The following is a 22,960-nucleotide window of genomic DNA, read 5'->3' as shown; positions in this document are numbered from 1 at the left end:
CCCTATGGGTACAACCAACCAACTCAACGGACGTACAGTCGCGTTCCTGGTGGCGCCGGAGGGCGTCGAGCAGGTCGAGCTGACCGAGCCGTGGAAGGCCGTCAGCGACGCGGGTGGCACGCCTGTGCTCGTCTCCACCAAGGAGGGCGAGATCCAGGCGTTCAACCATCTCGACAAGGCCGACACGTTCGCGGTCGACCGGACCGTGCCGGACACCATCGCCGACGAGTACGACGCGCTCGTACTGCCTGGCGGTGTGGCCAACCCGGACCAGCTGCGCACCAACGACGCGGCGGTCGGTTTCGTACGCGACTTCTTCGCACAGACCAAGCCGGTCGCGGTGATCTGCCACGGCCCGTGGACGCTTGTCGAAGCCGATGTCGTCCGCGGCCGGCGGCTGACGTCGTGGCCGAGCGTGCGGACGGACCTGCGCAACGCGGGCGCCGAGTGGGTCGACGCGGAAGTGGTCACCGACCAGGGTCTGGTCAGCAGCCGCAACCCGGGCGACCTGCCGGCGTTCTGCTCGAAACTGGTCGAGGAGTTCGCCGAAGGCAAGCACGCCGCGCAGGCCCGCAGCGTTTAGCGGCTCAGAGGTGAGTGGGATCGTCGTCGTCGCGGTAGACGCGAGTTTCGCTGACGGTTTCCGGCTGGCCTTCGTGGAACGTCCGTTCCTGCGTGACCGTTCCGCGACGACGGCGGCGGACCATGACCACCATCCCTACGATGACAAGGCCTGTGAGCATGAGCACGACGCCGGTGGCCTGGATATCCAGCCATCCCAGGTCACCCCGGATCGCGAACGTGAACACCGCTCCAAGCGCGATCAGAAAGATTCCCGCACCAAGACTCATGATGTATTCCCTCCTCAGGCGCCGGTGATACCCGCGCGCCGGGAAATCAACCGCAGCTGATCTCAACCAGGCAAGGAGACATCGCCCATGGCAGCACAAACCGTCGCCGATGTGATGACATTGGACGTCACGACCGCCTCGACGGCCGACACCGCCCGCGATGCGGCGAAGCTGATGCGCGAGAGGCACGTCGGCGATGTACTCGTGGTCGAGGCCGACCAGCTCGCCGGCATCGTCACCGACCGCGACCTCGTCATCCGCGTGCTCGCCGACGGTCTCGACCCGGACCAGGCCAGGGTCGGTGAGATCTGCAGCTCCGACGTCCTCGAGGTCCGCCCGGAGACCACCGCCGACGACGCCCTCATCATCATGCGCGAGGCCGCGGTCCGCCGGCTGCCGGTCGTCGACAGCGGCCGCCTGGTCGGCATCGTCTCCCTCGGCGACTTCGCCGCCGAATCCGACGGCGACTCGGTGCTCTCCGACATCAGCCTGGCCGAACCCAACCTCTGATGCCCGAACTTCCTGATGTGGAAGGCTTTCGCCGCGTCCTGGCCCGGAACGGCGCCGGCAAGCGCATCGACGACGTACGGGTCCTCGACTCCGGTGTGCTCGAACAGGTCGGTGCCGGCCGGCTGGGCCGGGAGCTGTCGGGACGGACGCTCGTCGCGCCCCGGCGGCACGGCAAGTGGTTGCTCGCACCGTTGCGTTCGGGCCGAAGGCACCAGCCCGACGAGCCGACGCTGGTGTTCCACTTCGGCATGACGGGCAGCTTGTTGTCCGCCTCGCCGGAGGAGGCCAGGCATCCACACGATCGGGTATTGCTGGAGCTCGGCGGGCGCGAGCTGCGCTACCGGGACCTGCGCAAGCTCCAGGGCATCCGCCTCGCCGCGAACGACGACCAGGTGGCCGGCCTGCTTCGCGACCTCGGCCCGGACGCCAACGACGTACCGGCGGCCGAGTTCCGCGAACGCCTGCAGGCGAAACGGAGTGCGCTGAAGGCCGCGCTGATGGACCAGACCGTGGTCGCCGGCCTCGGTAACCTGCTGGCCGACGAGATCCTGTGGCGAGCCCGCCTGCGGCCGACGAGGCGGAGCAACGACCTGTCCGATCCGGAACTGTCGAAGCTCCACCGCTCGATGCGCACCGTGCTGCGGGCCTCGATCCAGGCCGGCAGGGTGCCGCCGAAGCGCGGCTGGCTCACCGCCCGCCGTGACGACAGCGAGGCGATCTGCCCTCGCTGCGGCACCAAGCTACGGCGGTCCCGCGTTGCGGGCCGGAGCACGGTGTGGTGCCCGAACTGTCAATGACGTAAGGGGGAAACGCCGGTTCCTATCTCCCGCGCAGCGGATCGTGGCCGACGTTCAGCAGGCGGTAGCGCCTTCGCTCGTCGCCCGCGATCTCTTCGTCTGTGACGTCGGCGGTCTCCGCCTCGACGACATCCACGACCTTGCGCATCACTTCCAGGTCGTCGTCGGTGAGGTCGGTGCGGCGCTTGCCCAGGACCTGGACCACGGCGACGCCGAGCTCAGCCGGCTTCTCCCCAGGATGCGGCGCCAGGTCAGGCTGCGTACCCAGCCAGTCGAGCAGTTCCCGCGACGTCATGTTCACCACCGCGTGGAACCGTTCCCAAATCTCCTCTGTCTCCAGCAACGAGCGCGCCACGACGTCTCACATCCCTTCCTCGGGCTCCTCCTGCGCGATCCGCTCGTCGAGCGTCTCGCCGGCTTGTTCGTCGGCCGGGGTCGGCGGATCCTCCAGGCCAGGGCTCGGCTGGTCCGGCGGCTCGTACTCCGTCACGTCGGTCTCCGGGCGTAGTTCGTCCGTCCGCAGCGCTTCGTACTCCGCCTGGTCCGGGTCCTCCGGCTCACCCGGCAGGTCGGGATCCGGCATGTAGGTACTCATGTCTCGCGCTTACCCCTGCCTCGGACACCCATTCACACCCCTGCCAGAAGGGCCAGCAACACCACGCCCACGAGCGTCCACGCCACGTAGTCGCCGATATGACTGCGATGCACCGCCACCAGCGCTCGCCCGGCCGGCCGGAAAGCCTTGGCCGCCATGGCAACCGCACCTGGCAGGCGGCTGCGCCACAGACCGGCCGCGGCCACCAGCACGGTCAGCCCGCCACCGGCCAGGCCGAGAACCACACCGGGCCACGACCACGGGCTCGGCGCCTCCGGATCCACCCCGCGCACGAACCACGGCAACCCGGTGACGACAGGCGCCAGCACGAGCACCGTCATCGGTACGAGCATCGCGACCGGCAGGCGGCGCAGCCGGGACTGCGTTTCCGGATCCTCTTCCTGCTCCTCGGCCTCCGCTTCCGCATCCCTTCGCACTGGTTCTCCCACACCGGCGAACGTCCGGGCCGCGAACCGGAGCACCGCTGCCCCGGTCAGCGCCGCCGAAACCAGAACGACCGGCACCAGCGGCCACAGGCCCGCCGACACAAGTGCGTGCTCGGTCAGTGCCTTCCCCGACCACAGTCCCAGCCCGGGAACGCCGCTCAGCCCGAGCGCGCCGACGACGAACGCCGTTCCGGTCCACCGCATCCGCCGGGCCCGGCCGAACAGGTCCCGCTCGTTGACCGTCCCGAAGCGGTTGAGCAGCCCACCGGCCGCCAGGAAGAGCCCGGCGGCCACGCCCGCGTGCCCGGCCAGGTAGACGGCAGCGCCCGTCGTTGCCTCTGCACGAAGGACGCCGAACCCCAGCAGGACAACGCCGACATGGCTGATCGTGGAGTACGCCAGCATGCGTTTGGCGTGCCGCTGTGCCAGGCACATCGCCGCTCCGACGAGCGCGGTCATCGCGCCGAGCACGAGGAGCGCCCGCCGCACGCTGGGCGCCGGCAGCACCCCGGCATAGACCTCCCACCACACGCGCGCGACGCCGTAGCAGCCGAGCATCACCATCACGCCCGAGAACAGCGCGCAGACGGGACTCGGCGCGACCGCTTCGGCGTCCGCGGTCCAGAAGTGGAACGGCACGACCGCCGCCTTGACCAGGAATCCGCCGGCCAGCAAGGCGAACGACGCCACGACCAGCCCGTCGGAATGCCCCTGGGCCAGCGCCGAGCCGGCCGCCCGCAGGTTGAGCTCCCCGGTTCGCGCGTACAGCAACGCGATCCCGAGCAGGCAGAAGGAGGCGCCGAGCGAGTTGACGATCCCGAAGTTCAGCGCACCTTGCACGCTCGTGGGCTCCTCGGCGCGATAGCCGGTCAGCACATAGGCTGCCGCACCCATCAGCTCGAAGAACACGAACGCGTTGAACAGGTCGCCGGCCAGCGCGAATCCGGCCAGCGCACCCTGGAAGACCAGGATGAGCGCGTGATAGGACGCGGCGACATCCTCGTAGAACGTCCACGTGTAGACCAGCCCGGCCACCACGAGCAGACCTGCCAATACCGCCAGCCCCGTGCCGAACCGGTCCGCGACCAGAGCGATGCCGACGCCTTCGGGGCCGCGCGGCGCCCAGCCGCCGAGCCAGGTCACCCGTTCGGGCGGCGACACCATGGCGAAGAGCGCGAGAGCCGTGCCGGCCGTCGCGGCCACGACCGCGATCGTCTCGGTGGCGATCCTCGGCAGCCAGTGCCCGGCCGCCGCCAGCAACGCCGCGGCCAGCAAGGGCACCGCGACGATGAGCGCGGGCCACCCCGTCATGTGTGTTCCAGCGAACGAAGTCGCTCCGGGTCGACGGTGCCGTGCCGCTTGGCGACCTGCACGGTGATCGCCAGCAACAACGCCGTCACGCTCGACCCGACAACCACGTCGGTGAGCGTGAGCGCCTGCACCACCGGATCGACCACCCGCGTGCCGAGCGGCACGTCGGAGAAGACCGGCGCCGTCCCACCCCGGCGATAGCCGACCTGCAGCAACAGGACGTACGTCGAGGACTGGACGACGGACAGGCACACCACGCCGTGCACGAGGTTGCGGCTGGACACGATGCCGTAGCAGCCGACCGGGAACACCCAGAGGGCAACGAGGTATGGCGCCTGCGAGAGCACCGAGCCGGTGAACACGAGTCAGCCCTCCTCGCGGATCAGCAGCGCCTGTTCGAGGAACTTCGCCGCCATGAGCATCATCGCCGAAGCCACCTCGACGCCCACGGTGATGTTGAGCGCGAGCACGATGCCGGACGAGCCGAGGCTGCCGAACCGACCGAGCGGAAGGACGTTCAGCAGGAACGCGCCGCCGGTCGTCAGCCCGAGCAGGCCGACCACGACGTAGCCCGCCGCGCCGATCGCCTCACCGACCTCGAACACCGGCACCGGCCGCATCGCCTCCAGCGCCCGGTAGTCGCCGGCCAGGTAGAGCAGCAACAACCCGGTCGCCAGCACCACACCGCCCTGGAACCCACCGCCGGGACTGACGTGGCCGTGCAGGATCACGTAGGCGCCGGCAACCACCGTGACAGGGAGCAGGACCAGCCCGACTAGGCGGACCGCGTCGAACACCTCTGCCGGGCCGTAGGTGTGCTGCCAGCCGTCCTCCTCCTCTTCGTGCCGCACCCGCCGCAGCAGCACGACAGCCCCGAGCGCCGCTGTGAACAGCATGAACTCCTCGCCGAGCGTGTCGTACGAGCGCTGGTCGAACGTCACCGACGCCACGGCGTTCGCCGTGTGCTGCTGCTCGGCGGCCGCCACGGCCCGGTCGCCGTAGGGGTGGCTCTGCGAACCGAACTCCGGCAGGCCGGTGAACCCGATCGCCAGCAACGCGAGCAGGCCGAGCGCACCGATGCCGAACAGGACCAGCCGTGCGCGCATCACCGCTCCCGTTCGTTCCGGCGATCCGTGCTGCGCTCGCTGCGTCCGACCTTGGCGATCGTCAGCAAGGTGATCAGCGGAAGGACGGCTGTTCCGATGCCGAGCTGCGACATCGCGACGTCGGGCGCCTGCAGAACCACGAACAGGATCGTGAGCACCAATCCGTAACCGGACAACACGATCGCCTGCCGGCCCGGTTCCCGTGTCAGGACGACCGCGGTCGCCATCATCGCGGTGAGCAACAGCACGACGAGGATCAGCAGGTCGGTCATCGGCGGCTCCTCCTGACGCCGGCCCGGGCCAGCGCCACGGTCGCGGCCGAGCCGGTCAGCACGAGCAACGCCAGCACGAGCAGCAGCTTGAAGACCGGCAGCGAAGACCCGCGGTCGACGAGGAGCGCCACGACCACCAACGGCGCACCGATGGCCGACAGCAACACCGAGACGTGCAGCCGGTCCTCCAGCGGCCGGATCACCACCGTCCCGAGCGACGCGAACACCATCAGCGCCACCCCTGCCCACAACAGGATCTGGCTCACAGCAGCCTGCCGAAGAATCGCGCGTACGCGAGCACGCCTGCCAGGCTGAGCAGGGCCAGCAGCAACGCCACGTCCGCGTAGACCGGACGGCCGAAACCGGCGGCGAGCAACAGCAACACGACGGTCGCCACGACGGCGCTGGCCTGCAGAGCCGCCAGCCGGTGCACCGGCCCGGAGCGCAACAGCCCGGCCAGGCAGGGGAACAGCCCGCCGGCCAACAGCACCAGCGCGGCCGCGAGCCACGTCATGACGTGACCCTCCGTTCCAGCGGGCCGATCTCGCCGACGCGATGGACGACCAGCACGTCGAGCTCCGGATCCTCGGCGTGCTCGACCTCGGCGACGTAGGTGCCGGGCGCGGTCGACAGCACGAGCGTCGCGTACGCGCGCCAGCGCGGGCCATCCGCCTCTTCCCGTGCACCGGCGCGGATCCGGTCGAACGACTCGACGTCGAAGCCCGACCCACCGCCGCGGGCGGCTCGGAGCCGTACCAGCCGTACGGCCGTGAACCCGATCACCGCGATGGTGTCCCGGCCGATCGCGCCCGGCAGCGACACCAGCCAGCCGGCCCAGCGGGCGCGTGGCGCGTAGGAGGTGCCGGTCGTCCGGGCGGCGAAGCCGGCTGCCGCGGCGGAAACCAGGCCGATCGTCACGGCGACCACGACCTCGGCCAGGTCGATCGTCGACAGCAGCAGGAGATAGAGGCCGGTGAACCCGGTTGCCGGCAGCAGAAGGACGAGACCTCTCCTGAGGGTGGCCATCAGCCCTCCCGGACGACTTCGCGGGCGGCCTTGTCCTGCCGCAGGCCGAGGTATCTGGGATGCCGCAGGCGACCGGCGGTGGTCCACTCGGTGAAGCCGATCTGCGCCACCAACTCCGGCTCCACCCAGTGCGCCCCCTTCTCCGCAACGGTGTCGGCAAACGGCGAGGCGGCACGCTCGCGCTTGCCGAGCTGTTTCTCCAGCATCCGCAGGGTTTCGGCGTTGTAACCGGTGCCGACCTTGCCCGCGTAACGCAGCCGGTCGCCCTGAAAGTAACCAACCAGGAGTGCGCCGAGCCCTTGTCGTGAACCCTGCGGATCGGTGAATCCGCCCACGACGAACTCCTGGCCGGCTACGCACTTGAACTTCAGCCAGTCCCGCGACCGGCCGGAGGTGTACTGCGCGTCGGCGCGCTTGGCGATCAGGCCTTCCCAGCCCTTCTCGCACGCCTCCTCGTAGTACTTCTCGCCTTCCTCGTTGCGATGCGTCGAACAGCGCACCGGGTCACCGAAGTCGAACGCGGCGCGCAGGAGGCGTTTCCGCTCACGCAGTGGCTGCCGCGTCAGGTCGGTGTCTTCGAGTACCAGCAGATCGAACAGGTAGAGATAGACCGTGACGCCCGTACGTTCGATGTCCTGCGGTTTGGTGAGATGGATCCGCGCCTGCAGCTTGGCGAAGCTGGTCTGAGCACCGTCGAACGCGACGATCTCCCCGTCGGCGACGAACCGGTCGGGGCCACGCTGGTCCAGCGCGGCGCAGAGCTCTGGATAACTGAGGCTCATCGGCTTGTGATTGCGCGACCACAACTCGGTGCCGTCGCCGTCGCGGACCGCCAGGCACCGCACACCGTCGACCTTGCGCTCGAAAATCCAGTCCGGGCTGGAGAATCGCTCGTCCGTCAAGGTCGCCAGCATCGGTTCTCGCCAAGCCGGCCTCGTCACGACTCCTCTTCCGCGACATCCTCGTTGGTACGGCCGGTCAGCGCGGACTCGGGTCGGCTCACTGTTGGTTTGTCCTTGCGGTTGGCGCCTTCGTCGTCGACCTTCACCAGCAGCCACTGCGCCTTGCCACGTTCCTCGCGAAACCGGGTCAGGGCGTAGGCGCCGTGCAGCTTCTCACCGTGCAGGCGCACCTTGACGTGGCCCTGCTCGAGCGCGTCGTCCACCGGCAGCTCGTCGCCCTTGTGCTCCGAGAGGTTCTCATACGTTCCGGTGTCCCAGACGATCACCGAACCGGCGCCGTACTCGCCTTCCGGGATCACGCCCTCGTAGCCGGCGTAGTCCATCGGGTGGTCCTCGGTCGGTGTGGCGAGCCGCTTCTCCCTCGGGTCCGGCGAGGGTCCCTTGGGGATCGCCCACGACTTCAGTACGCCATCGACCTCGAGCCGGAAGTCGAAGTGCAGGCTGGAGGCGTCGTGGCGCTGGACCACGAACCGCGGCTGCTTGTGCTCGCGTCCGCGCGAGCCGGTGCCCTTCGGTTCGCCGGTCCTGCGGAAGTCGCGCTTGTGCTTGTAGTCGGTCAGGTCGCCCTGCTTGTGCTTGGCCATGTCTCCTAGCCCTTCCGCCCGAACGCGGGCCGGTGCCGCGACAGCCAGGCCTGGAGGCTGTGTTGCTTGGCCTGGTCGTCGAACCGGCCGTGGGCGCCGTAGCGTCGGTCCGGCTCGTCGTCGACCGGCTCCCAGAGGTTCTCCGGCCGGCCGGCTGCTTCGTACTGTCCGGTCTGCTGCGAGTCGTAGCCGGTACGTGCGAGGTAGCGATCGACCAGACCGGGCGCGACCCGTTCGGCGAGGATCGTCGCCACCGTCGAGAAGCCGACCCAGAACTCGCGCCGGCCCGGATGGTCGGCGGCGTGGACGATCATCCGGGCGGCCACCTCGGGCTGGAAGATCGGCGGCACCGGCTGGGCCTTGCGACGCATCCTGGACAGCGCCCAGTCGAACTGTGGCGTGTTCAGCCCGGGCAGCTGGACCATCGTCGTCGCCACGCCGGATCCGTCGTGCAGCAGCTCGCAGCGCAACGACTCGTGCATCGCCTTGATCGCGTGCTTGGCCGCGCAGTAGGCCGACTGCAGGGGGATCGCGCGGTACGCCAGGGCCGAACCGACCTGGATGACGACGCCTCGATCGCGCGGCAGCATCCGCGCCAGCGCGGCTTTGGTGCCGTGGACGTATCCGAGATAGGTGGTCTCGGTGACGCGCCGGAACTCCGCCGGCTCGATCTCGGTGAACGGCGCGAACACGGTGGCGAACGCGTTGTTGACCCACACGTCGATCGGGCCCAGCTCACGTTCGACCCGCTCGGCTGCCGCGTCGACCGCTTCCGGGTCGGACACGTCGGCAGCGATGCCGATCGCCGTACCGCCGGTGCCCTGGATTCCGTCCACGGCCTGCTCGAGGCCGGACTCGCCACGGGCCAGCAGCGCGACCCGGTCCCCTCGTTCGGCGAACGCACGCGCGGCGGCGCGGCCGACACCCGCGGTCGCGCCCGTCACCACAACCACTCGGGAGCTCATGGTGTCCGGTTACCCCGCCCCCCGCCCGCAAACCGGCGGGCAAAAAGACCCCTCCGCTTATGTGTAACGCCGAACCTGCCGGGAATCGGCATCGATGTCTGCCCCCGCGCTGCGGCACCCGGCCCAAGTGGCCGGGCCGCAGCGCTCAAACTTCGAGGTGCTTCGATGGGCGCCACCAAGCTGGACCGGGTACGCGCCGAAGCCGCCGGCTGCCAGCGGTGCGATCTCCACCAAGATGCGACCCAGACCGTCTTCGGCGACGGCGACCCCGATGCCGGCCTGATGGTGCTGGGCGAGCAACCCGGTGACCAGGAGGATCGCAAGGGCGAGCCGTTCGTCGGACCGGCCGGTGGACTGCTGTGGAAGGCGCTGGCCGAGGTGTCGATCGACCGTTCGGACGCATATGTCACCAATGCGGTCAAGCACTTCCGGTTCACGCGCGAGGAACGCGGCAAGCGCCGCTTGCACAAGACGCCGAACCGTACCCAGATCGTGGCCTGCCGCCCGTGGCTGATCGCCGAGCTGCAACTGGTCGACCCCGAGGTACTCCTCTGCCTGGGCGCGACCGCCGCGAAGGCCGTGTTCGGGCCGTCGTTCAAGCTGACCGAGCACCGCGGCGAGCGGCTCACCCTGCCGCCGCTCTCGGCCTCCGACGCCGACAACTCCGAGGAGAACCCCCAGCCCGTGACGATCGTGACCGTCCACCCGTCGGCCGTGCTCCGCGCGCCGGACCGGGACGAGGCGTACGAGAGTTTCGTCGCCGACCTGCGGGTAGCGGCGAAGGCACTGAATCGGCGCTCGAGGAGGTAAACGCGATGCGCACCGAAGCAGAAGTGAGCCGTGAGCTGGCCGACGTCCGAGCCAGGCGGGAAGAGCTGTTCCCGGTCCAGACCGAGCCGCTCGGGCCGCAGTCACCGCAGCCCGCGGGGTTCTACGCCGGCGCGCCGGGCGGCGAGATCACCGAGTTGCTCGAACGGGAGGCGCTACTCGTCCTGGAGCTGGCGGAGATCCGGCGGGCGCAGGGCACCCGGCCGGAGTCCGCGGTCGAGGACGAGGTGGCCTCGGCCCAGAACGTGCTCGCCAGGATCGCGGACGCCCGCCGCGCCGACCCGGACGTGTAGGGACGCCGGATGGAGCGGGTCCGGCCGGAACTGTCCGGCGCCTGAGCCGGCCGGTGCGTCACCCGCGTGGGGTGCACCGGCCGGCTTCTCCCTCCCCGCCCGTTCAGAGCCCATCTCAGGGCTTATCTCAGGGCCCGCTCCGGCTCAGCTGGAACGCGGGCCGGGTACGGTCACCGGGGTGGGGAAACGCAGCAGCGCGGCCACCGGACCGGTCCAGCTCTCGGTGTCGACCACCTCGATCTCGGCGTCGGTCATGATGGCGGCCCGGATGACGGCGGAGTCGAGCTTGTCGTGGATGACCTCGAGGTCCTCTGTGTAGGTGGCGCGCAGTTCGTCGGCCGTCCGCGCCAGCTGGATCGGCTCGGGGCCGATCGCCACCTCGGCCTCCAGCTGCTCGACGAACGGGCCGGCCTGGTTCTCGTTCATCAGGTACAGCAGGGCTTCCACCGCACTGTGCCGGAACGCCGCCAGCACGTCCGTCGTGTCCTGGACCGCGGCCTCGGTGCTGAGGCCGGACTCGAGCCGCTCGCGCAGCTCTTCGCGTTCGCGTTCCTCGACCTCGGCCGCGACGTCCTCCATCACGGCGCTCAGGTCCTCGTTGCCGCCGGGAGCGCGGGCACCGCGGTCGGTGACCGTCACCCGTTCCCGCAACGTCTGCGGGATGTGGTGGTAGACCCGCGAGCGCGCGTCGACCTCACCGGCCAGCACGATCGCCGCCGGCTTGGCCTGCGCGACGACCCGTGTGATCTCCTCGGCGACGGTCGCGGCATTGCGTTCGGAGACCTCGTCGACGGTGTTCTGCAGCCGTTTGTGTGCCCAGCCGCCGCCTCGCACCTTGTGCAGCGGGTGTGACCGCCCTTCCACGTGGCGATAGCGGCTGTACGTGACGTCGCGTACGAGCAGGTCGGCGCCCGACCTGTCGACGACCGCGAGGACTTGGCGGCGCGCGGCGACCTTGGACCGGATGTATCTGCCGAGGTCCGGCAGTGGCGCCCAGCGCGCCCGGTCACCACCGTCCGCGGTGCCGGCCGAGTCGGAGAGCAGCAGCGCGCCACCACTGGCGACGAGCACCAGCCCGCGGGCCGCCACGCGACCGGGTGCGAGCGCCTCGACCGCCTCCGTCATGGCGGCGATCGTCTCGGCGTCGGCTCCCTTTCCGGTCAGGTGTTCGCACAGCGCACGCCAGCGCAGGTTGACCGACTCCGACGAGCTCGCATCCGGCCGCACAGCTTCCAGGTACGCCGTCGCGAAAGGCCCGGAGGAGTCGTAGATGTCCTGTAGATGAGTCGGTTTCATTCGCTCTGTGCTACCCCTGTCAAGCCGTCTGACACGCGCGCGAATGGATCGTGTACGTGCGGGAAACGCGAGTCATGCATCGATCCACCGAACGCATCCTGACCACGCATACCGGCAGCCTGCCGCGGCCGAGCACGCTCGCCGAGGCGCTCGAACGCCGTGACCGCGGCGAGCCCGCCGATCCCGGCCTGCCGGATCGGATCGCCGATGCCGTCCGGACCGTCGTACGCCGGCAGGCGGACGCCGGCCTGGATGTGGTGAACGACGGCGAGGCCGGCAAGATCGGCTACTCCACGTATGTGAAGGAACGCCTGACCGGCTTCGGCGGCCAGTCCGCGCCGCGGTCCGGGCGGACGGACTTCGACCGCCCTGCCTGTGTGGCGGCGCTCGACTACCCCGACCTCGGCCCGGTGCGCACAGACGTCGCGAATCTCCAAGCCGGCCTGGCCGGAAGTGAGACCACCGACGCGTTCCTGACCGCTGCCTCCCCCGGCGTCATCGCACTGTTCCTCGACAACCAGTACTACGACACGCACGAGGACTACATCTGGGCGCTCGCCGACACGATGAAGGCGGAGTACGACGAAATTCACCGCTCCGGCCTCCTGCTCCAGCTCGACTGCCCGGACCTCACCTCATGGCAGGCCGGCGAAGACCTGTCAGAGTTGAGGAAACGCGCCGAGCTGCATCTCGCCGCGCTCGACCACGCGACCCGGGACATCCCGGGTGACGCTCTGCGGCTCCACCTGTGCTGGGGAAACTACGAGGGCCCGCACACCGACGACGTGCCGTTGCGCGACCTGATCGATCTCGTACTCGCGGCCAGGCCGGACGCGATCTCGTTCGAGGGCGCCAACCCTCGGCACGCACACGAGTGGGCGCTGTTCGAGGACGTCGAACTGCCGGACGGAAAGGTGCTGATCCCAGGCGTGCTCGACTCCACGACGAACTACGTCGAACATCCCGACCTGGTGACGCAACGCATCGAACGCTACGCGTCACTTGTCGGCAGGGAGAACGTCATCGCCGGATCGGACTGCGGCTATGCGACATTCGCGACCACTCCGACCGTTCGGCCCGAAGTGGCCTGGGAGAAGCTCGCCGCTCTCGCGGAAGGCGCCAGGGCGGCCTCGGAACGACTCTGGTGATTGTTTGCGGTCGCTCGTCCAGGGAACCACGGCAGCGCACGGCGAATTGGGGGTCTGAAAGCCGGACATTCGAGGCCGAAAGAGGTAATAACCGTGATTATTCTCGGCGTTATCCTGCTCATCTTGGGCTGGGCGCTTGGAATCTCCATTCTCTGGACGATCGGCGCCATCCTGGCCGTCGTCGGCGTTGTCTTCTGGATTCTCGGCGGCGTCGGGCGTCCGGTCGCCGGTCGAAAAGTCTGGTTCTGACGCACCAGACTGACAAGGAAACATCCCTGCCACACGGCGGGCGCCGGGCCGAACGGCTTCGGCGCCCGCTCCATGTTCGGTAACGCTTGACACTGGCCGGGCACTCAGAGCGGGCGATAGAGGTCCGCCTCGAAGCGGTACGCGTCGCCGCGATACACCGTGGTGCTCAACAGAACAGGGATCTGCGCGGTGTCGTAGGTGACCTCGTGCCCCACCAGCACAGGCGATCCCACCGCGATGTCGAGCAACTCGGCGGCGAGCTCGCCGGCCGCTTCTGCTTGTACGGCATAGGAACTGCGCGTCACGACGATCCCGCACAGGGACGCGAGCGCTTCGTACAGCGACCGATCCTCCAGCGTGGCTTCGCGTAACGGCGACACGCGGGCGCCTACCAACACCGTCGTGTCGAGACAGATCGGTACGTCGTCCATGCCGCGCACTCGGCGCACCACCAGAACGGGCGCGGACGGTGCGATCCGCAGCCGCGAAGCCTCCTCCAGCGTTGCCGCCCGTTCGAGCTGCTCGAGGATGTGCGAGCTCGCCCGCAGTCCACGCGCCTCGGCCATCTCGGTGAAGCTCTGCAACACACTCGGGGGCTCGCCCATCACCTGTGGCGGTACGAACCACCCGCGTTGCGCCGAGCGCCGCAGCTTCCCTTCGTCGGCGAGCAGGCCAAGGGCCTGCCGCAACGTCGCCCGGCTCACCCCCAGCCGGGTCGCGAGCTCCCGCTCGCCCGGCAGCCGGGCACCGGCGGCGCCGTAGACCTCACGACGCAGTGCCTCGGCGAGACGTGCGTACGCCTCGTCGACCGCTGTGCCCGAGCTTGGACCAGTGCGTTGCTCCATGCCGTGCTCCATGACACGCTCCATGACAAAAAGGAACCTAACTCAGGTCCGCAGGAACTCGGCCGGGGGTACGGTCGCCCGCAACCGTTCCAGGACGGCGGGCGTGATCGGCACGTCCGCCTCGGCCAGCGCGTCGAGCACCGAGCCGACCAGCGGTGGGAACACCGCGAGCCGCGGTCCGGCGGTCTCGAACCGAGCCTTCAGCGCCGCCGCCAGCGTCGCGGCGACCGGTGACCCGGTGCCGGTGAGCACCGAACCGGCAAGCACCACAGGGATCTCAGCAGATGCCAGGTCGAAGCCGACCCGCGCGGCAGCCGTCGCGGCGTACTCCGCCAGCCGTTCGCACTGCGTCTCGACGATCTGGCACGCGATCGCATCCCCTTCCGCAGCAGCCTTCGTGACCTCCTTGGCCGCGGAAGCATGGTGCAGCCAGCTGCCCGGCTGCTCCCGTCCGGTGAAGAAGTGCAGCAGACTCTCGACGTCGGGCGTCCCGAAGTACGCCAGCAACTTCGAGGTCAGCGACGTCGACGGCGCCATACCCAGGTCCGCGAGGCAGACCGCGCGGAGTGCCGCATGCCCGAGCCCGCCGGCGCCGAGGTTGTCCTGCAGCCAGAAGCTCAGGCTCCACTCCTGTCCCGCCGGCCCGCGTGCCGCCACTGCCGCGGCCGTACCCGACACGATGGCGACTCCCATTCCGGACGGCTCACCGCAGCGGATTGCGGCGAAGCCGTCGTTGAGGATCGACACCTTGCCGATACCGGGCAGGCACCGGTCGATCGTCTCCTGCCAGAACGCGTCGTCCTCCGGCCAGTCGATGCCGGCCAGCCGGAACGCGGCAGACGTCAGCCGGTCGAGCGAGATCCCCGCCTCCGACAGCGCGGTCCGGATGGCGCCGAGCACGGCGTCAACCGCGACCTGCGGCGACGCGGCGCCGTAGATGTCACCCTGTCCCTCTCGCCCGACGCCGAGCAGAACACCGGTGCTGTCGGCCACCGCGGCCGCCGTCTTGCTGTTGCCGGCGTCGACGCCCAGGTGAAACGTGGCGGTCACGGGAGCAGGCGATCCGGCAGGTGTGCCGCGTGCGCGAGCGCCATCTCGGCGTACAGCTCCTCGGCGACCGGCAACGAGGGTACGAGCGGGTGCGCCGCCAGCGCGCGCAGCCCGTCCCGCGCGTCGCCTGCCCAGGCGGCCTTCGCGGCCAGCACCTGGTGCTCGGCCAGCGCCTGCACGAGCCCGCGTACGGCATGCGGCAACGGCTTCTGCGGGATCGGCGTGAACCCGCCTGCGTCGACGCGAGCCGGAATCTCCACCACGACGTCCTCGTCGAAGCCGGGGAGCGCGCCGCCGGCGTTGGGCAGGTTGACCGGCAGCGTCTCGCCGGTGTCGTTGTAGAACGCGTTCATCGCGTCGATCGCCAGCTCCAGCTCGTGAATGCCGCCGCGCGAACGGGCCGGGTCGAGCTCCGGGTGGGGTGACCGCGCCTGCTCGGTGTAGTGCTTCCAGTAGTCCGGCACCGACGCCATGATGTCCTCGGCGCGGGTGGTCGGCGCGCCCTGCTGGTGGCGCAGCTCCTCGTCACGGAAGTAGTAGTAGACGAAGTACGACGACGGGACCGACTCCATCGTGACCGCGAGCCGGAGCAGCCGGCTCGACCTGTCGCCGGCCTCGTATGCCTTGCGCAGCAGCGGAATCAGGTCCTCGCCCTGGTAGGTGTGCTCGACGCTCCAGCAGTTGTGGTTGATGCCGACCATGGTCGCCTGGAGCAGGTCCGGGTCGAGCCCGGCCACCTCCGCGACACCCCGCGGGAAGATGATCGGCCCTTCGCACAGCGAGACGATCGGGATGTCGGTATAGGTCGTCATCGCCTGCGCGACGATGTTGACGGGGTTGGTGTAGTTGAAGATCCGGGCGTTGGGCGCGACGGCGGCCAGGTCGTCGGCGACCCCCTGCATGACGGCGATCGAACGCAGCGCCATGAAGAACCCGCCCGGGCCCTGCGTCTCCTGCCCCAGAACGCCATGTTTGACGGGGATCCGCTCGTCGAGTGCGCGGGCCTCGAAGCCGCCGGGCCGGAAGCTGGACAGCACGGCGTCGACGTCGCGCAGCCCTTCGCGGCGGTTGGTCGTCGCGGTGATCGTGAGGTCGAGTCCGGCGTTGGCGGCCATCTTCTCGGCGAGCTGCTTCACCAGCCCGAGGCGTTCCTCGTCGAGGTCGATGAGGACGACCTCGGAGCCGTCGAACTGCGCGCCGTGGTGGACGAACGACGCCATCGTGCCGGCGGCACGCGTCGAACCGCCACCGAGGTAGGCGAGCTTGATCCTTGCCATGGGGGTCTTCTCCTTGACTAACGCGGCGGGCCGCCGGCAGCGGCTTTGTCGACGAAGATCTCGGGCTGCTCGCACGCGTGGACGACGGACGCGGGCCAGCTGGAGTCGTAGCGTTCGGTGGCGGTGATCCTGGCGGCCGCCGTGACCTTGTCCTCGCCGTGCAGGATCAGGATCGCCTGCCGGGAAAGGGCTCCGATCGTCCCGATGCCGACGGTGACGCCGTGGGTGGGTACCCCGGCGAGGCTCTCGAACGTGGGGAACGTGACGAGGTTGTCGCGCCGGGTCGACTCCGGCAGCTCGACGATGCGCGTGGTCGAGTCGGCCGGCGAACCCGGCGGGTTGAACGCGATATGGCCGTCGCTCGCGCCGGACGCCAGGACGAACAGGTCGATGCCGCCGGCGGCCGCGATCCTCCGGTCGTACGCGGCCGGGTCGGCGGGGTCGGGCAGCCACAGGTTGGCGGGGGCGACGCCCAGCGGGCCGGCGATCTGGTCGCGGCCGAAGCCGCGGCAGCTGTGCGGCAGGCCGTCGGCGACAGGCTCGTACGTGCCCGGCGTCGCTTTCACCGGCAGGACGTACTCGTCCATCATCACGATCACCAGCTGGGACACGTCAAGCCGGCGTTCGCGTACCCCGCCGGCGAGCGCGGTGTAGGTGGTCTGCGCGGAGCGGCCGCCCGGACAGCCGAGCAGGTAGGGCCGGCCGGCCTGGTTGGCCACCTCGATGCCGTCTGCGATCCGGTCCGCGAGTGCCCTGCCGAGCGCGACCGGATCAGCGAACACCCGCACGGGCGCCATCCCACCTCCACGCCTCTCGACCAGTTGACCAGTGTGAGCGTAACTGGTCTGACTGGTCTAGCCGGCTCGGATGGCCGCAGTCGGCCGCGCGCGACGCGCTACGCCGGTGGGGCGACCGTCGCGTCGGCCTGGCCCGCGCGGCTGAGGGCCTCGGCGACGAAGCCGCTCGCCTTCAGCTCCTCCACCAGCTCCGACAGGTACGCCACCGTCTCCGGGCGGCGGTCCTTGGTCGTGGCCACCGCCTGCCGGATCTGCATGAAACGCTCCGGGATCACGCGTACGTCGGCATGCTCGGCGGCATACGCGGTGATCGGCTGCCGGATCCCCGCCGCCACCTCGAGCTCCTGCTCACGAAACACCTCGACGCCTTCCGCACCGCGTACGACCGTCGCGTGCTGGAGCGTCCGGGTGAGATACAGGTCGTAGGCCGAGCCCTGCTTCACGCCGATCCGCACGCCTTCCTCGTCGACATCCGCGGGTGTCTGGAAGCCGGCTTCCTGCGGTACGGCGAACACACCCTCGATCACCACGTACGGCGCGGTGAACGCGACCTCGGCCGCCCGCGCCGGCTCGATCGCCAGGAACCCGAGGTCGGCCTGGCCGCTCGTCAGCGCCTCGAACGACTTGCGCGCCGCGTCGAAGCAGACCAGCTCGACCGGCACGCCCAGCCGCGCGCCCACCTCCCGTGCCAGGTCGACTGTCACGCCACCCGGCGCGTCGGGTGTGCCGTGCGCCAACACGGGGTTGCCCAGGTTGATCGAAGCCCGCAACGTCCCCGTCGGCGCCAAGTCGCCCGCGATGTCCACCATGCGGCGGAGGCTGCCGGAACACCCTCTGGAACGCCGCCAGCCGAGGCGCGCCAGGTGCCCGGTCGTAAACGGCGAACACGACGTGCTCGAAACGTCCGGCGAACTGCCCGTCGCCGAGCAGATGCGTCGCGAACGCACCGGCGACCTCGGCCGGGTCGTTGGCGAAGACCCCGCAGCCCCACGCGCCCAGCACCAACCGACGGTGGCCGTGCGCGTGCGCCAGCGCGAGCACCTTGGCGACCCGCGTACGCAGCACTCCGCCCACCCGGCCGGCCTCCACGGGGTCCTGGATCGCGCCGCGGTTCGGGGCCGCCGAGGTCAGGAACGCCACGTCGTAAGCATCTTCCAACAGGGTGCCGTCGTCGTCGCGGAACACCGGCACGCCCGGCGAGTAGATCATGTGGTCGCTGTAGAGGAGGTCTCGTCGCGCATGGTGGAACGCGTAGAACTCCGGCGCCGCGCGCAGGCTGGCGTACAGTCCCGACGACCGCGCCAGCGCCTCCTCCTGTGCCTCAGCGCCGCTCAGGAAGCCGCCGCCCGGGTGCTTGGCCGAGGCGAAGTTCAGGCAAGCGGCGCCTGGCAGCCGGCGGGCCGCCGCCAGCGAGGTCTCGGCGGTCACCTCGATCCGGGTGGTGAGCTCACCGGGCGCGTCCGGAAGTCGCCGCAGCAGCTCGGCCAGGTCCTCCGGCCGGTACAGCCGGGTGTCCTTGACGGCCCGGGCCAGCCGGTCGGTCAGCTCCACGACCCGGCCGGACGGCGCGACGTACGAACCACGTTCCAGCACAGCGACCGTCTCCTCGGCGATCGCGCGTCGGCTGTGCTTACCCAGCCCACCGCGGCCTCCGGCCGCGCTACCCACCCCACTCCTTCTTGTCATGCCGAGCAGTATCGCCCCTCGGCGGCCGGTCGCGTCGACGCGCGTACGTTCAGCCGCGGGACCAGCAGGATGTGCTGCGGCACGGCCGACCGGCCCTCGCGCAGGCGGTGCACCAGCCGGGCGGCCGCGGTCCGGCCGACCTCGTGGCGGGGTGGTGCGACGGCCGTCAACGGGACGTCGGACAGCGCGGCCAGGTCGTCGTCGTACGCGACGATCGCGAGGTCGTCCGGGACGGTCCGTTGTCGTTGCACAGCCTGCTGCAGCAGGATCGCCGCCTGCGGATCCGGGTGCGCGACGACCGCCGTCACCTCGGCCTCGATCGCCAGGTCGAGGAACGCCTTGACCATGTCAAAGTCTCCTTGCGGATGGTCGACGACGAACGGCACGTCGGCAGCGAGCCCGAACTCCGCCCGTGCCGTGGCGAACGCGCGGACCAGCCAGCTCGTCGTCGGGGTGTCGGAGGCCAGCAGGCCGATCCGGCGATGGCCGAGGTCGGCCAGGTGCCGCAGCGCCAGCAACGCACCCCGCTCGTGGTCGGACGCGGTGTAGTCGACGAGGTCGAGCCCCGTGCTCGGCTCCGGCCGGCGTTCGACGATCACCGTGGGGACCGGGATCCGCCTGATCCAGGTGAGGTCGTCCGACGCCTTGAGCAGCGGGTCGGTCGGTGTCAGCAGCAGGCCGTCGATCTGGTTGCGCAGCAGCCTGTCCACCTGCGCGCGATCCTGCGTCTCGTCGTAGTAGGAGATCCCGACGGTGAGCCGCGCGCCCATCGCCTCGGCCGCCGCCTGCGCGCCGCGGATCACCTCGCGGTAGTACTGCGTGTCCCCGGGCACCACCATCCCGATCGACAACGGCTGGGTGCGTACCGGGCGCAACGCGGGCGTCCGGGCCGCCAGCGGGCGCGGCAGCTCGGCACCGCCGTACACCCGCTCGACCTCACCGGCCGCGGCGAGCACGGCGAGGTCCCGGCGTACGGTCATCGGCGAGACGCCGAGCTCGGCGGCGACGACGGTGACCCGCACCGAGCCGTCCCGCCGGACCGCACGCAGAATCGCGTTCTGCCGGAGCGTGAACGACATCTCTTACCGGCCAGCTACTGCCAGACGCGGATGTAGTCGACGTACATCGTCGAGTGCCAGTCCAGTGGCGCGTCGTGGATGTCGCCCTGGGCGTAGCCGATGATCTCGTTCGACACGATCGGGAACTCCCTGACCTGGCTGATCAGCTTGGGATCGGTGATCGTCCGCACGACCGTGCCGTCGTAGCTCACGGTCATCCGCGTGGAACTCCAGTTGAGCGTGAACGTGTGGTACCAGCTGCCGTCGTGCAGGCCGGGCGCGTTCGCGACGGTGTTGGACTGCTGGTGGTCGGCGCCGTAGCCGTCCCAGTGGATCGTGACGCCGAACTGGTCGCCGGTGCTGAACGTCTCGGTGACGTCGATCTCGGCGCCGTCTCTTGCCGTGCCGTCGACGGCTCCACCCGGTGTGAGCCCGTTGGTCGCCTGCAGCCAGGCCGCGGCCAGGTGCCCGATCGTCGGGGGCACGTGGATGCTGAACTCGATCGTGCCGAACGTGAAGTCGTACTTACCCTGACTGTCGACCCGCGAGCCGCCGTAGGAGTCGGTGCCGAGCCGGCTGATGTCGAGGGCGAGCGCGCCGTTGGTGAGGCGTACGTTGGCGGCCTTGTACCAGTAGTCGACGCCGTGGTTGCCGGGCGCGCGGTGCTGCTCGACCGCGTTCCACTTGGCGGTGTCCAGGCTGGCGCCGGTGAACTCGTCGGAGAACACCAGCGACTGCGCCGTCCCGCCGACCAGCGGGCGGACGCCGAGCGGTGTGGCGCGGTCGACCTGGGCGGGACGCGGCCGGCCGACCTGGGCCCAGGCGGGGGTCGCGATGGCCGACGCGGCGGCGCCGGCACCGATTGCTGCGGCGGCGCGGAAGATCGAACGACGAGGCATTCCTGGTCGCGGCATGGCTGGCCTCCAGATGCGGCTGATGCGGGTTGGTACAGCTGATGCGGCTGATCGGGCCTTACGCCGCCAGAGGCTAGGTGAGCGATTGGGCGAAGTCACGCCTTGCGGCGCGAACCGAACAAAGCCGCACACGGCGGAGCGGAAGTGGCCGGCGCGAAAAGAGCGCTAGGTTCGGTTGCCATGCGAATTGGTGTGATGTTGCCGGTGGGTGCCATGGCCTCGCCGGGTGTACCGCAGCCGTACGCCGAGATCCGTTCACTCGCGCTCGCCGCCGAGGCCGGCGGGCTGGAGACGATCTGGGTCTACGACCATCTGCTCGACGAAGGTCCGGAGAAGGCCGCCGAGTCGCCCTGGGAGGCGTGGACCGTGCTCACCGGTCTGGCCGAGGCGACCTCGACCGTGCGGCTCGGGTGCCTGGTCTTCTGTACGGCGTTCCGGCCGCCGGCCGTGCTGGCCCGGATGGCCGACACCCTGCAGGACCTCAGCGACAACCGGCTCGTACTCGGCCTCGGCGCGGGCTGGCACAAGCCGGAGTTCGACGCGTTCGGCATCCCGTACGATCATCTGGCCGGTCGCTTCGACGAGGCGACGCAGATCATCACGTCCATGCTGCGCGACGGCCGGGCGACGTTCAACGGCGACTACTACCAGGTGGACTCCGCGCCGGTCCGCGAACGGCCGGGGCGCGTGCCGCCGAACATCCTGATCGCCGCCAAGCGGCCGCGGATGCTGGAGATCACCGCGCGGTACGCCGACACGTGGAACCTCGCGTGGTACGGCCTGCCAACCGACAAGTTCCGGGAGTCGAACGCCGAGCTCACCGCGGCCTGCGAGAAGGTCGGGCGCGATCCGTCGACACTCGAACGGACGGCGGGCCTGCTGATCGGACCGGACTTCAAGCAGGGCCTGCCGCTCGACGCGAACGCGATCGCGGAGGCGTTCGCCGCCTGGGAGGCCGAGGGCGTGGCCGAGGTGATCTGCAACCCCGAGCCGTGCGACCCGGCGGCGGTCGAGGTGCTGGCCGAAGCGCGCGCGAAGTACGTCCAGGGGCGCTGAGGCTGATTTCGTGGTGGCCGGCCTTACGGCACGACCGTGACCGGCCACCGCCCGGCCTTGACCAGCCGGGCCGCGATCGAGCCGACCAGCCGATGGCCGGCCTGCTCCGACGATCCGACGACCACCATGTCCGCGCGGTAGTCGGTCGCCGCCCGCTGGATCTCACCGAACGGATCTCCCCGTCGTACGACGAACGTGATGGGGATCTCCGCCTCGTGCACCCGGGACCGGATCTGCGCCCGCAGCTCGTCGATCGACTCGTTGAACGTCTGCTCCTGCACCGCGACCGCGGCCGGCACCATCCCCGACCACGACGACATGCTGGCGACGTACAGGACGACCAGCCGCGCGCCCTGCCGCCTGGCCAGCCCACCGGCGTACGCACCGGCCCGCAGCGACGTCCGTGACCCGTCGATCCCGACCAGAATCGTCCGCGGCCCGTCCGTGCCCGCTTCGTACGGTCCCGGCTCCCAGGCCGGCCCGTACTCCTCGACCAGCTCGTCCCGGCTGACCCCTTCGGCGCTCACAAGGCCAGCTTTTCATGGGGGTGGTCGATGGCAAACTCCTCCCGCATGACCGCCGACACGCAGCCCTCCCACGCAGCCCTGAAGGAAGCCCTGATCGCCGGCTTGCGGGCATACGGCGGGCCGATCCGGTCCGATGCGGTCGAGGGTGCGTTCCAGGCGGTGCCGCGGCATCTGTTCGTTCCGGAGGTGTCGCTGGCGCAGGCGTACGCCGACGACGCCGTCATCACCAAGCGGCATCCCGATGGCAGTGCCCAGAGCTCTGCCTCCGCGCCCTCCATCGTGGCCAGGATGCTGGAGCAGCTGGATGTCCGGCCCGGCCGGCGCTGGCGAGCGCGGGCTTTCCGGACGTCACAGTGGTGACCGGCGACGGCGCGGAGGGGATATGCGCCGAACGCGCCGTACGACCGGCTGATCGTGACCACCGGCGCCTGGGACGTCCCCGCTGCCTGGCTCGGGCAACTCGCGCCCGGCGGCCGGTGTGTCGTGCCGTTGCGCCTGCCCGGCTGGAACT

31 protein-coding genes and 2 pseudogenes are annotated in these 22,960 nt (G+C 70.0%); 10 read left to right on the top strand and 23 right to left on the bottom strand.

Features of this window, described 5'->3' with window-relative positions:
• Positions 1–4: 4 nt before the first annotated feature.
• On the top strand, positions 5–583 hold the full coding sequence (locus ACYVF6_RS10135; protein WP_460519085.1) for a type 1 glutamine amidotransferase domain-containing protein: 579 nt from the start codon (positions 5–7) through the stop codon (positions 581–583).
• Between the two features lie 4 nt (positions 584–587).
• Here the strand turns inward: ACYVF6_RS10135 and ACYVF6_RS10130 are convergent, their stop codons facing one another.
• Positions 588–851: a DUF6458 family protein gene (locus ACYVF6_RS10130; protein ID WP_460519081.1), complete on the bottom strand. Its 264-nt coding sequence runs from the start codon at positions 849–851 to the stop codon at positions 588–590.
• 87 nt (positions 852–938) lie between these two features.
• On the opposite strand from ACYVF6_RS10130, the gene ACYVF6_RS10125 reads away from it, so the two are divergent.
• Entirely contained in the window at positions 939–1,361 is a 423-nt protein-coding gene (locus ACYVF6_RS10125) for a CBS domain-containing protein (protein ID WP_460519078.1), read from the top strand.
• The gene (locus tag ACYVF6_RS10120) at positions 1,361–2,158 is read left to right on the top strand and encodes an Fpg/Nei family DNA glycosylase (RefSeq protein WP_460519075.1); all 798 of its coding nucleotides are present in this window, start codon (positions 1,361–1,363) and stop codon (positions 2,156–2,158) included. Before ACYVF6_RS10125 ends, ACYVF6_RS10120 begins: the two co-directional genes overlap by 1 nt.
• 22 nt (positions 2,159–2,180) lie before the next feature.
• Here the strand turns inward: ACYVF6_RS10120 and ACYVF6_RS10115 are convergent, their stop codons facing one another.
• From ACYVF6_RS10115 to ACYVF6_RS10060, 12 genes are read right to left on the bottom strand one after another with little or no spacing between them, the layout of a single operon-like run.
• On the bottom strand, positions 2,181–2,513 hold the full coding sequence (locus tag ACYVF6_RS10115; protein WP_460519072.1) for a DUF3140 domain-containing protein: 333 nt from the start codon (positions 2,511–2,513) through the stop codon (positions 2,181–2,183).
• 6 nt (positions 2,514–2,519) lie between these two features.
• Positions 2,520–2,753, bottom strand: a complete 234-nt coding sequence (locus tag ACYVF6_RS10110) for a hypothetical protein (protein WP_460519069.1) — start codon at positions 2,751–2,753, stop codon at positions 2,520–2,522.
• Positions 2,754–2,785: 32 nt separating this feature from the next.
• On the bottom strand, positions 2,786–4,510 hold the full coding sequence (locus ACYVF6_RS10105) for a complex I subunit 5 family protein (protein WP_460519066.1): 1,725 nt from the start codon (positions 4,508–4,510) through the stop codon (positions 2,786–2,788).
• Positions 4,507–4,872 (bottom strand): sodium:proton antiporter, encoded by a 366-nt coding sequence (locus ACYVF6_RS10100; RefSeq protein ID WP_460519064.1) that lies wholly within the window; start codon positions 4,870–4,872, stop codon positions 4,507–4,509. Before ACYVF6_RS10100 ends, ACYVF6_RS10105 begins: the two co-directional genes overlap by 4 nt.
• Positions 4,873–4,875: 3 nt before the next feature.
• Positions 4,876–5,616 carry an MnhB domain-containing protein gene (locus tag ACYVF6_RS10095; RefSeq protein WP_460519061.1) on the bottom strand — a complete coding sequence of 247 codons (741 nt, stop codon included), beginning with the start codon at positions 5,614–5,616 and terminating at the stop codon, positions 4,876–4,878.
• Positions 5,616–5,888, bottom strand: a complete 273-nt coding sequence (locus tag ACYVF6_RS10090) for a Na(+)/H(+) antiporter subunit B (RefSeq protein ID WP_460519058.1) — start codon at positions 5,886–5,888, stop codon at positions 5,616–5,618. The genes ACYVF6_RS10095 and ACYVF6_RS10090 overlap by 1 nt, the downstream gene beginning before the upstream one ends.
• Complete coding sequence (locus tag ACYVF6_RS10085) at positions 5,885–6,154, bottom strand: monovalent cation/H(+) antiporter subunit G (protein ID WP_460519055.1); 270 nt, start codon at positions 6,152–6,154, stop codon at positions 5,885–5,887. The genes ACYVF6_RS10090 and ACYVF6_RS10085 overlap by 4 nt, the downstream gene beginning before the upstream one ends.
• Positions 6,151–6,402 carry a monovalent cation/H+ antiporter complex subunit F gene (locus tag ACYVF6_RS10080; protein WP_460519052.1) on the bottom strand — a complete coding sequence of 84 codons (252 nt, stop codon included), beginning with the start codon at positions 6,400–6,402 and terminating at the stop codon, positions 6,151–6,153. The genes ACYVF6_RS10085 and ACYVF6_RS10080 overlap by 4 nt, the downstream gene beginning before the upstream one ends.
• A complete protein-coding gene (locus ACYVF6_RS10075) occupies positions 6,399–6,914 on the bottom strand; it encodes a hypothetical protein (protein WP_460519049.1) in 516 nt (171 codons plus the stop codon). The genes ACYVF6_RS10080 and ACYVF6_RS10075 overlap by 4 nt, the downstream gene beginning before the upstream one ends.
• Positions 6,914–7,828, bottom strand: a complete 915-nt coding sequence (gene ligD, locus ACYVF6_RS10070; RefSeq protein WP_460519046.1) for an ATP-dependent DNA ligase — start codon at positions 7,826–7,828, stop codon at positions 6,914–6,916. Before ligD ends, ACYVF6_RS10075 begins: the two co-directional genes overlap by 1 nt.
• A gap of 23 nt (positions 7,829–7,851) precedes the next feature.
• Positions 7,852–8,460, bottom strand: coding sequence for a DNA polymerase ligase N-terminal domain-containing protein (locus ACYVF6_RS10065; RefSeq protein ID WP_460519043.1), 609 nt, complete (start codon positions 8,458–8,460; stop codon positions 7,852–7,854).
• 5 nt (positions 8,461–8,465) lie between these two features.
• Positions 8,466–9,425 (bottom strand): SDR family oxidoreductase, encoded by a 960-nt coding sequence (locus ACYVF6_RS10060; RefSeq protein ID WP_460519040.1) that lies wholly within the window; start codon positions 9,423–9,425, stop codon positions 8,466–8,468.
• 165 nt (positions 9,426–9,590) lie between these two features.
• Between ACYVF6_RS10060 and ACYVF6_RS10055 the strand changes: the two genes are divergently transcribed.
• Together ACYVF6_RS10055 and ACYVF6_RS10050 are read left to right on the top strand one after the other, a co-directional pair.
• On the top strand, positions 9,591–10,235 hold the full coding sequence (locus ACYVF6_RS10055; RefSeq protein WP_460519037.1) for a uracil-DNA glycosylase family protein: 645 nt from the start codon (positions 9,591–9,593) through the stop codon (positions 10,233–10,235).
• 5 nt (positions 10,236–10,240) lie between these two features.
• A complete protein-coding gene (locus ACYVF6_RS10050; protein ID WP_460519035.1) occupies positions 10,241–10,546 on the top strand; it encodes a hypothetical protein in 306 nt (101 codons plus the stop codon).
• 144 nt (positions 10,547–10,690) lie between these two features.
• Here ACYVF6_RS10050 and ACYVF6_RS10045 read toward each other — a convergent pair whose 3' ends face one another.
• Positions 10,691–11,842 carry a baeRF2 domain-containing protein gene (locus tag ACYVF6_RS10045; protein ID WP_460519032.1) on the bottom strand — a complete coding sequence of 384 codons (1,152 nt, stop codon included), beginning with the start codon at positions 11,840–11,842 and terminating at the stop codon, positions 10,691–10,693.
• Positions 11,843–11,898: 56 nt separating this feature from the next.
• Here ACYVF6_RS10045 and ACYVF6_RS10040 point away from each other — a divergent pair, with 56 nt between their 5' ends.
• A complete protein-coding gene (locus ACYVF6_RS10040) occupies positions 11,899–12,990 on the top strand; it encodes a cobalamin-independent methionine synthase II family protein (RefSeq protein ID WP_460519029.1) in 1,092 nt (363 codons plus the stop codon).
• Positions 12,991–13,083: 93 nt separating this feature from the next.
• Positions 13,084–13,239, top strand: a complete 156-nt coding sequence (locus ACYVF6_RS10035; RefSeq protein ID WP_460519027.1) for a hypothetical protein — start codon at positions 13,084–13,086, stop codon at positions 13,237–13,239.
• A gap of 104 nt (positions 13,240–13,343) precedes the next feature.
• On the opposite strand, the gene ACYVF6_RS10030 is transcribed toward ACYVF6_RS10035, so the two are convergent.
• The 8 genes and pseudogenes from ACYVF6_RS10030 to ACYVF6_RS09995 all read right to left on the bottom strand — a co-directional run bounded on the left by ACYVF6_RS10030 (position 13,344) and on the right by ACYVF6_RS09995 (position 20,866).
• Complete coding sequence (locus ACYVF6_RS10030) at positions 13,344–14,084, bottom strand: GntR family transcriptional regulator (RefSeq protein ID WP_460519024.1); 741 nt, start codon at positions 14,082–14,084, stop codon at positions 13,344–13,346.
• A gap of 42 nt (positions 14,085–14,126) precedes the next feature.
• Complete coding sequence (locus tag ACYVF6_RS10025; protein ID WP_460519021.1) at positions 14,127–15,134, bottom strand: BadF/BadG/BcrA/BcrD ATPase family protein; 1,008 nt, start codon at positions 15,132–15,134, stop codon at positions 14,127–14,129.
• Positions 15,131–16,411 carry a family 4 glycosyl hydrolase gene (locus ACYVF6_RS10020; protein ID WP_460519018.1) on the bottom strand — a complete coding sequence of 427 codons (1,281 nt, stop codon included), beginning with the start codon at positions 16,409–16,411 and terminating at the stop codon, positions 15,131–15,133. Before ACYVF6_RS10020 ends, ACYVF6_RS10025 begins: the two co-directional genes overlap by 4 nt.
• A gap of 17 nt (positions 16,412–16,428) precedes the next feature.
• Positions 16,429–17,208 carry a 6-phosphogluconolactonase gene (locus ACYVF6_RS10015; RefSeq protein WP_460519015.1) on the bottom strand — a complete coding sequence of 260 codons (780 nt, stop codon included), beginning with the start codon at positions 17,206–17,208 and terminating at the stop codon, positions 16,429–16,431.
• Between the two features lie 98 nt (positions 17,209–17,306).
• Entirely contained in the window at positions 17,307–18,017 is a 711-nt protein-coding gene (locus ACYVF6_RS10010; RefSeq protein WP_460519013.1) for a type 2 periplasmic-binding domain-containing protein, read from the bottom strand.
• 34 nt (positions 18,018–18,051) lie between these two features.
• Positions 18,052–18,894 (bottom strand): annotated as a pseudogene (locus ACYVF6_RS10005) (TIGR02452 family protein); the annotation flags it as partial.
• Positions 18,891–19,973, bottom strand: a complete 1,083-nt coding sequence (locus ACYVF6_RS10000; protein WP_460519011.1) for a LacI family DNA-binding transcriptional regulator — start codon at positions 19,971–19,973, stop codon at positions 18,891–18,893. The pseudogene ACYVF6_RS10005 and the gene ACYVF6_RS10000, both read right to left, overlap by 4 nt.
• 14 nt (positions 19,974–19,987) lie before the next feature.
• Positions 19,988–20,866: a glycoside hydrolase family 16 protein gene (locus ACYVF6_RS09995; protein ID WP_460519008.1), complete on the bottom strand. Its 879-nt coding sequence runs from the start codon at positions 20,864–20,866 to the stop codon at positions 19,988–19,990.
• Positions 20,867–21,046: 180 nt separating this feature from the next.
• Here ACYVF6_RS09995 and ACYVF6_RS09990 point away from each other — a divergent pair, with 180 nt between their 5' ends.
• A complete protein-coding gene (locus tag ACYVF6_RS09990; RefSeq protein WP_460519005.1) occupies positions 21,047–21,922 on the top strand; it encodes an LLM class oxidoreductase in 876 nt (291 codons plus the stop codon).
• Positions 21,923–21,945: 23 nt separating this feature from the next.
• Here ACYVF6_RS09990 and ACYVF6_RS09985 read toward each other — a convergent pair whose 3' ends face one another.
• A complete protein-coding gene (locus tag ACYVF6_RS09985) occupies positions 21,946–22,449 on the bottom strand; it encodes a universal stress protein (protein WP_460519003.1) in 504 nt (167 codons plus the stop codon).
• Between the two features lie 45 nt (positions 22,450–22,494).
• Between ACYVF6_RS09985 and ACYVF6_RS09980 the strand changes: the two genes are divergently transcribed.
• Together ACYVF6_RS09980 and ACYVF6_RS09975 are read left to right on the top strand one after the other, a co-directional pair.
• Positions 22,495–22,809 carry a hypothetical protein gene (locus ACYVF6_RS09980; protein ID WP_460519001.1) on the top strand — a complete coding sequence of 105 codons (315 nt, stop codon included), beginning with the start codon at positions 22,495–22,497 and terminating at the stop codon, positions 22,807–22,809.
• Between the two features lie 24 nt (positions 22,810–22,833).
• Positions 22,834–22,935, top strand: a pseudogene (locus tag ACYVF6_RS09975) (hypothetical protein); the annotation flags it as partial.
• Between the last annotated feature and the right edge of the window lie 25 nt (positions 22,936–22,960).

This window comes from Flindersiella endophytica (assembly GCF_054779015.1).
The sequence above is the reverse complement of the archived record's forward strand: the minus strand, read 5'-3'. Positions and strand labels throughout refer to the sequence as shown.

Excerpts from the sequence above, each read along its gene's own strand:
- ACYVF6_RS09980 (WP_460519001.1), top strand. The coding sequence starts at position 22,495 with ATGACCGCCGACACGCAGCCCTCCCACGCAGCCCTGAAGGAAGCCCTG.
- ACYVF6_RS10000 (WP_460519011.1), bottom strand. The coding sequence starts at position 19,973 with ATGTCGTTCACGCTCCGGCAGAACGCGATTCTGCGTGCGGTCCGGCGG.
- ACYVF6_RS10120 (WP_460519075.1), top strand. The coding sequence starts at position 1,361 with ATGCCCGAACTTCCTGATGTGGAAGGCTTTCGCCGCGTCCTGGCCCGG.
- ACYVF6_RS10110 (WP_460519069.1), bottom strand. The coding sequence starts at position 2,753 with ATGAGTACCTACATGCCGGATCCCGACCTGCCGGGTGAGCCGGAGGAC.
- ACYVF6_RS10125 (WP_460519078.1), top strand. The coding sequence starts at position 939 with ATGGCAGCACAAACCGTCGCCGATGTGATGACATTGGACGTCACGACC.
- ACYVF6_RS10020 (WP_460519018.1), bottom strand. The coding sequence starts at position 16,411 with ATGGCAAGGATCAAGCTCGCCTACCTCGGTGGCGGTTCGACGCGTGCC.
- ACYVF6_RS10080 (WP_460519052.1), bottom strand. The coding sequence starts at position 6,402 with ATGACGTGGCTCGCGGCCGCGCTGGTGCTGTTGGCCGGCGGGCTGTTC.
- ACYVF6_RS10065 (WP_460519043.1), bottom strand. The coding sequence starts at position 8,460 with ATGGCCAAGCACAAGCAGGGCGACCTGACCGACTACAAGCACAAGCGC.
- ACYVF6_RS10130 (WP_460519081.1), bottom strand. The coding sequence starts at position 851 with ATGAGTCTTGGTGCGGGAATCTTTCTGATCGCGCTTGGAGCGGTGTTC.
- ACYVF6_RS10055 (WP_460519037.1), top strand. The coding sequence starts at position 9,591 with ATGGGCGCCACCAAGCTGGACCGGGTACGCGCCGAAGCCGCCGGCTGC.
- ACYVF6_RS10050 (WP_460519035.1), top strand. The coding sequence starts at position 10,241 with ATGCGCACCGAAGCAGAAGTGAGCCGTGAGCTGGCCGACGTCCGAGCC.
- ACYVF6_RS10015 (WP_460519015.1), bottom strand. The coding sequence starts at position 17,208 with ATGGCGCCCGTGCGGGTGTTCGCTGATCCGGTCGCGCTCGGCAGGGCA.
- ACYVF6_RS09995 (WP_460519008.1), bottom strand. The coding sequence starts at position 20,866 with ATGCCGCGACCAGGAATGCCTCGTCGTTCGATCTTCCGCGCCGCCGCA.
- ACYVF6_RS10030 (WP_460519024.1), bottom strand. The coding sequence starts at position 14,084 with ATGGAGCAACGCACTGGTCCAAGCTCGGGCACAGCGGTCGACGAGGCG.
- ACYVF6_RS10010 (WP_460519013.1), bottom strand. The coding sequence starts at position 18,017 with ATGGTGGACATCGCGGGCGACTTGGCGCCGACGGGGACGTTGCGGGCT.
- ACYVF6_RS10075 (WP_460519049.1), bottom strand. The coding sequence starts at position 6,914 with ATGGCCACCCTCAGGAGAGGTCTCGTCCTTCTGCTGCCGGCAACCGGG.
- ACYVF6_RS10105 (WP_460519066.1), bottom strand. The coding sequence starts at position 4,510 with ATGACGGGGTGGCCCGCGCTCATCGTCGCGGTGCCCTTGCTGGCCGCG.
- ACYVF6_RS10045 (WP_460519032.1), bottom strand. The coding sequence starts at position 11,842 with ATGAAACCGACTCATCTACAGGACATCTACGACTCCTCCGGGCCTTTC.
- ligD (WP_460519046.1), bottom strand. The coding sequence starts at position 7,828 with ATGCTGGCGACCTTGACGGACGAGCGATTCTCCAGCCCGGACTGGATT.
- ACYVF6_RS10090 (WP_460519058.1), bottom strand. The coding sequence starts at position 5,888 with ATGACCGACCTGCTGATCCTCGTCGTGCTGTTGCTCACCGCGATGATG.
- ACYVF6_RS10060 (WP_460519040.1), bottom strand. The coding sequence starts at position 9,425 with ATGAGCTCCCGAGTGGTTGTGGTGACGGGCGCGACCGCGGGTGTCGGC.
- ACYVF6_RS10095 (WP_460519061.1), bottom strand. The coding sequence starts at position 5,616 with ATGCGCGCACGGCTGGTCCTGTTCGGCATCGGTGCGCTCGGCCTGCTC.
- ACYVF6_RS09990 (WP_460519005.1), top strand. The coding sequence starts at position 21,047 with ATGCGAATTGGTGTGATGTTGCCGGTGGGTGCCATGGCCTCGCCGGGT.
- ACYVF6_RS10135 (WP_460519085.1), top strand. The coding sequence starts at position 5 with ATGGGTACAACCAACCAACTCAACGGACGTACAGTCGCGTTCCTGGTG.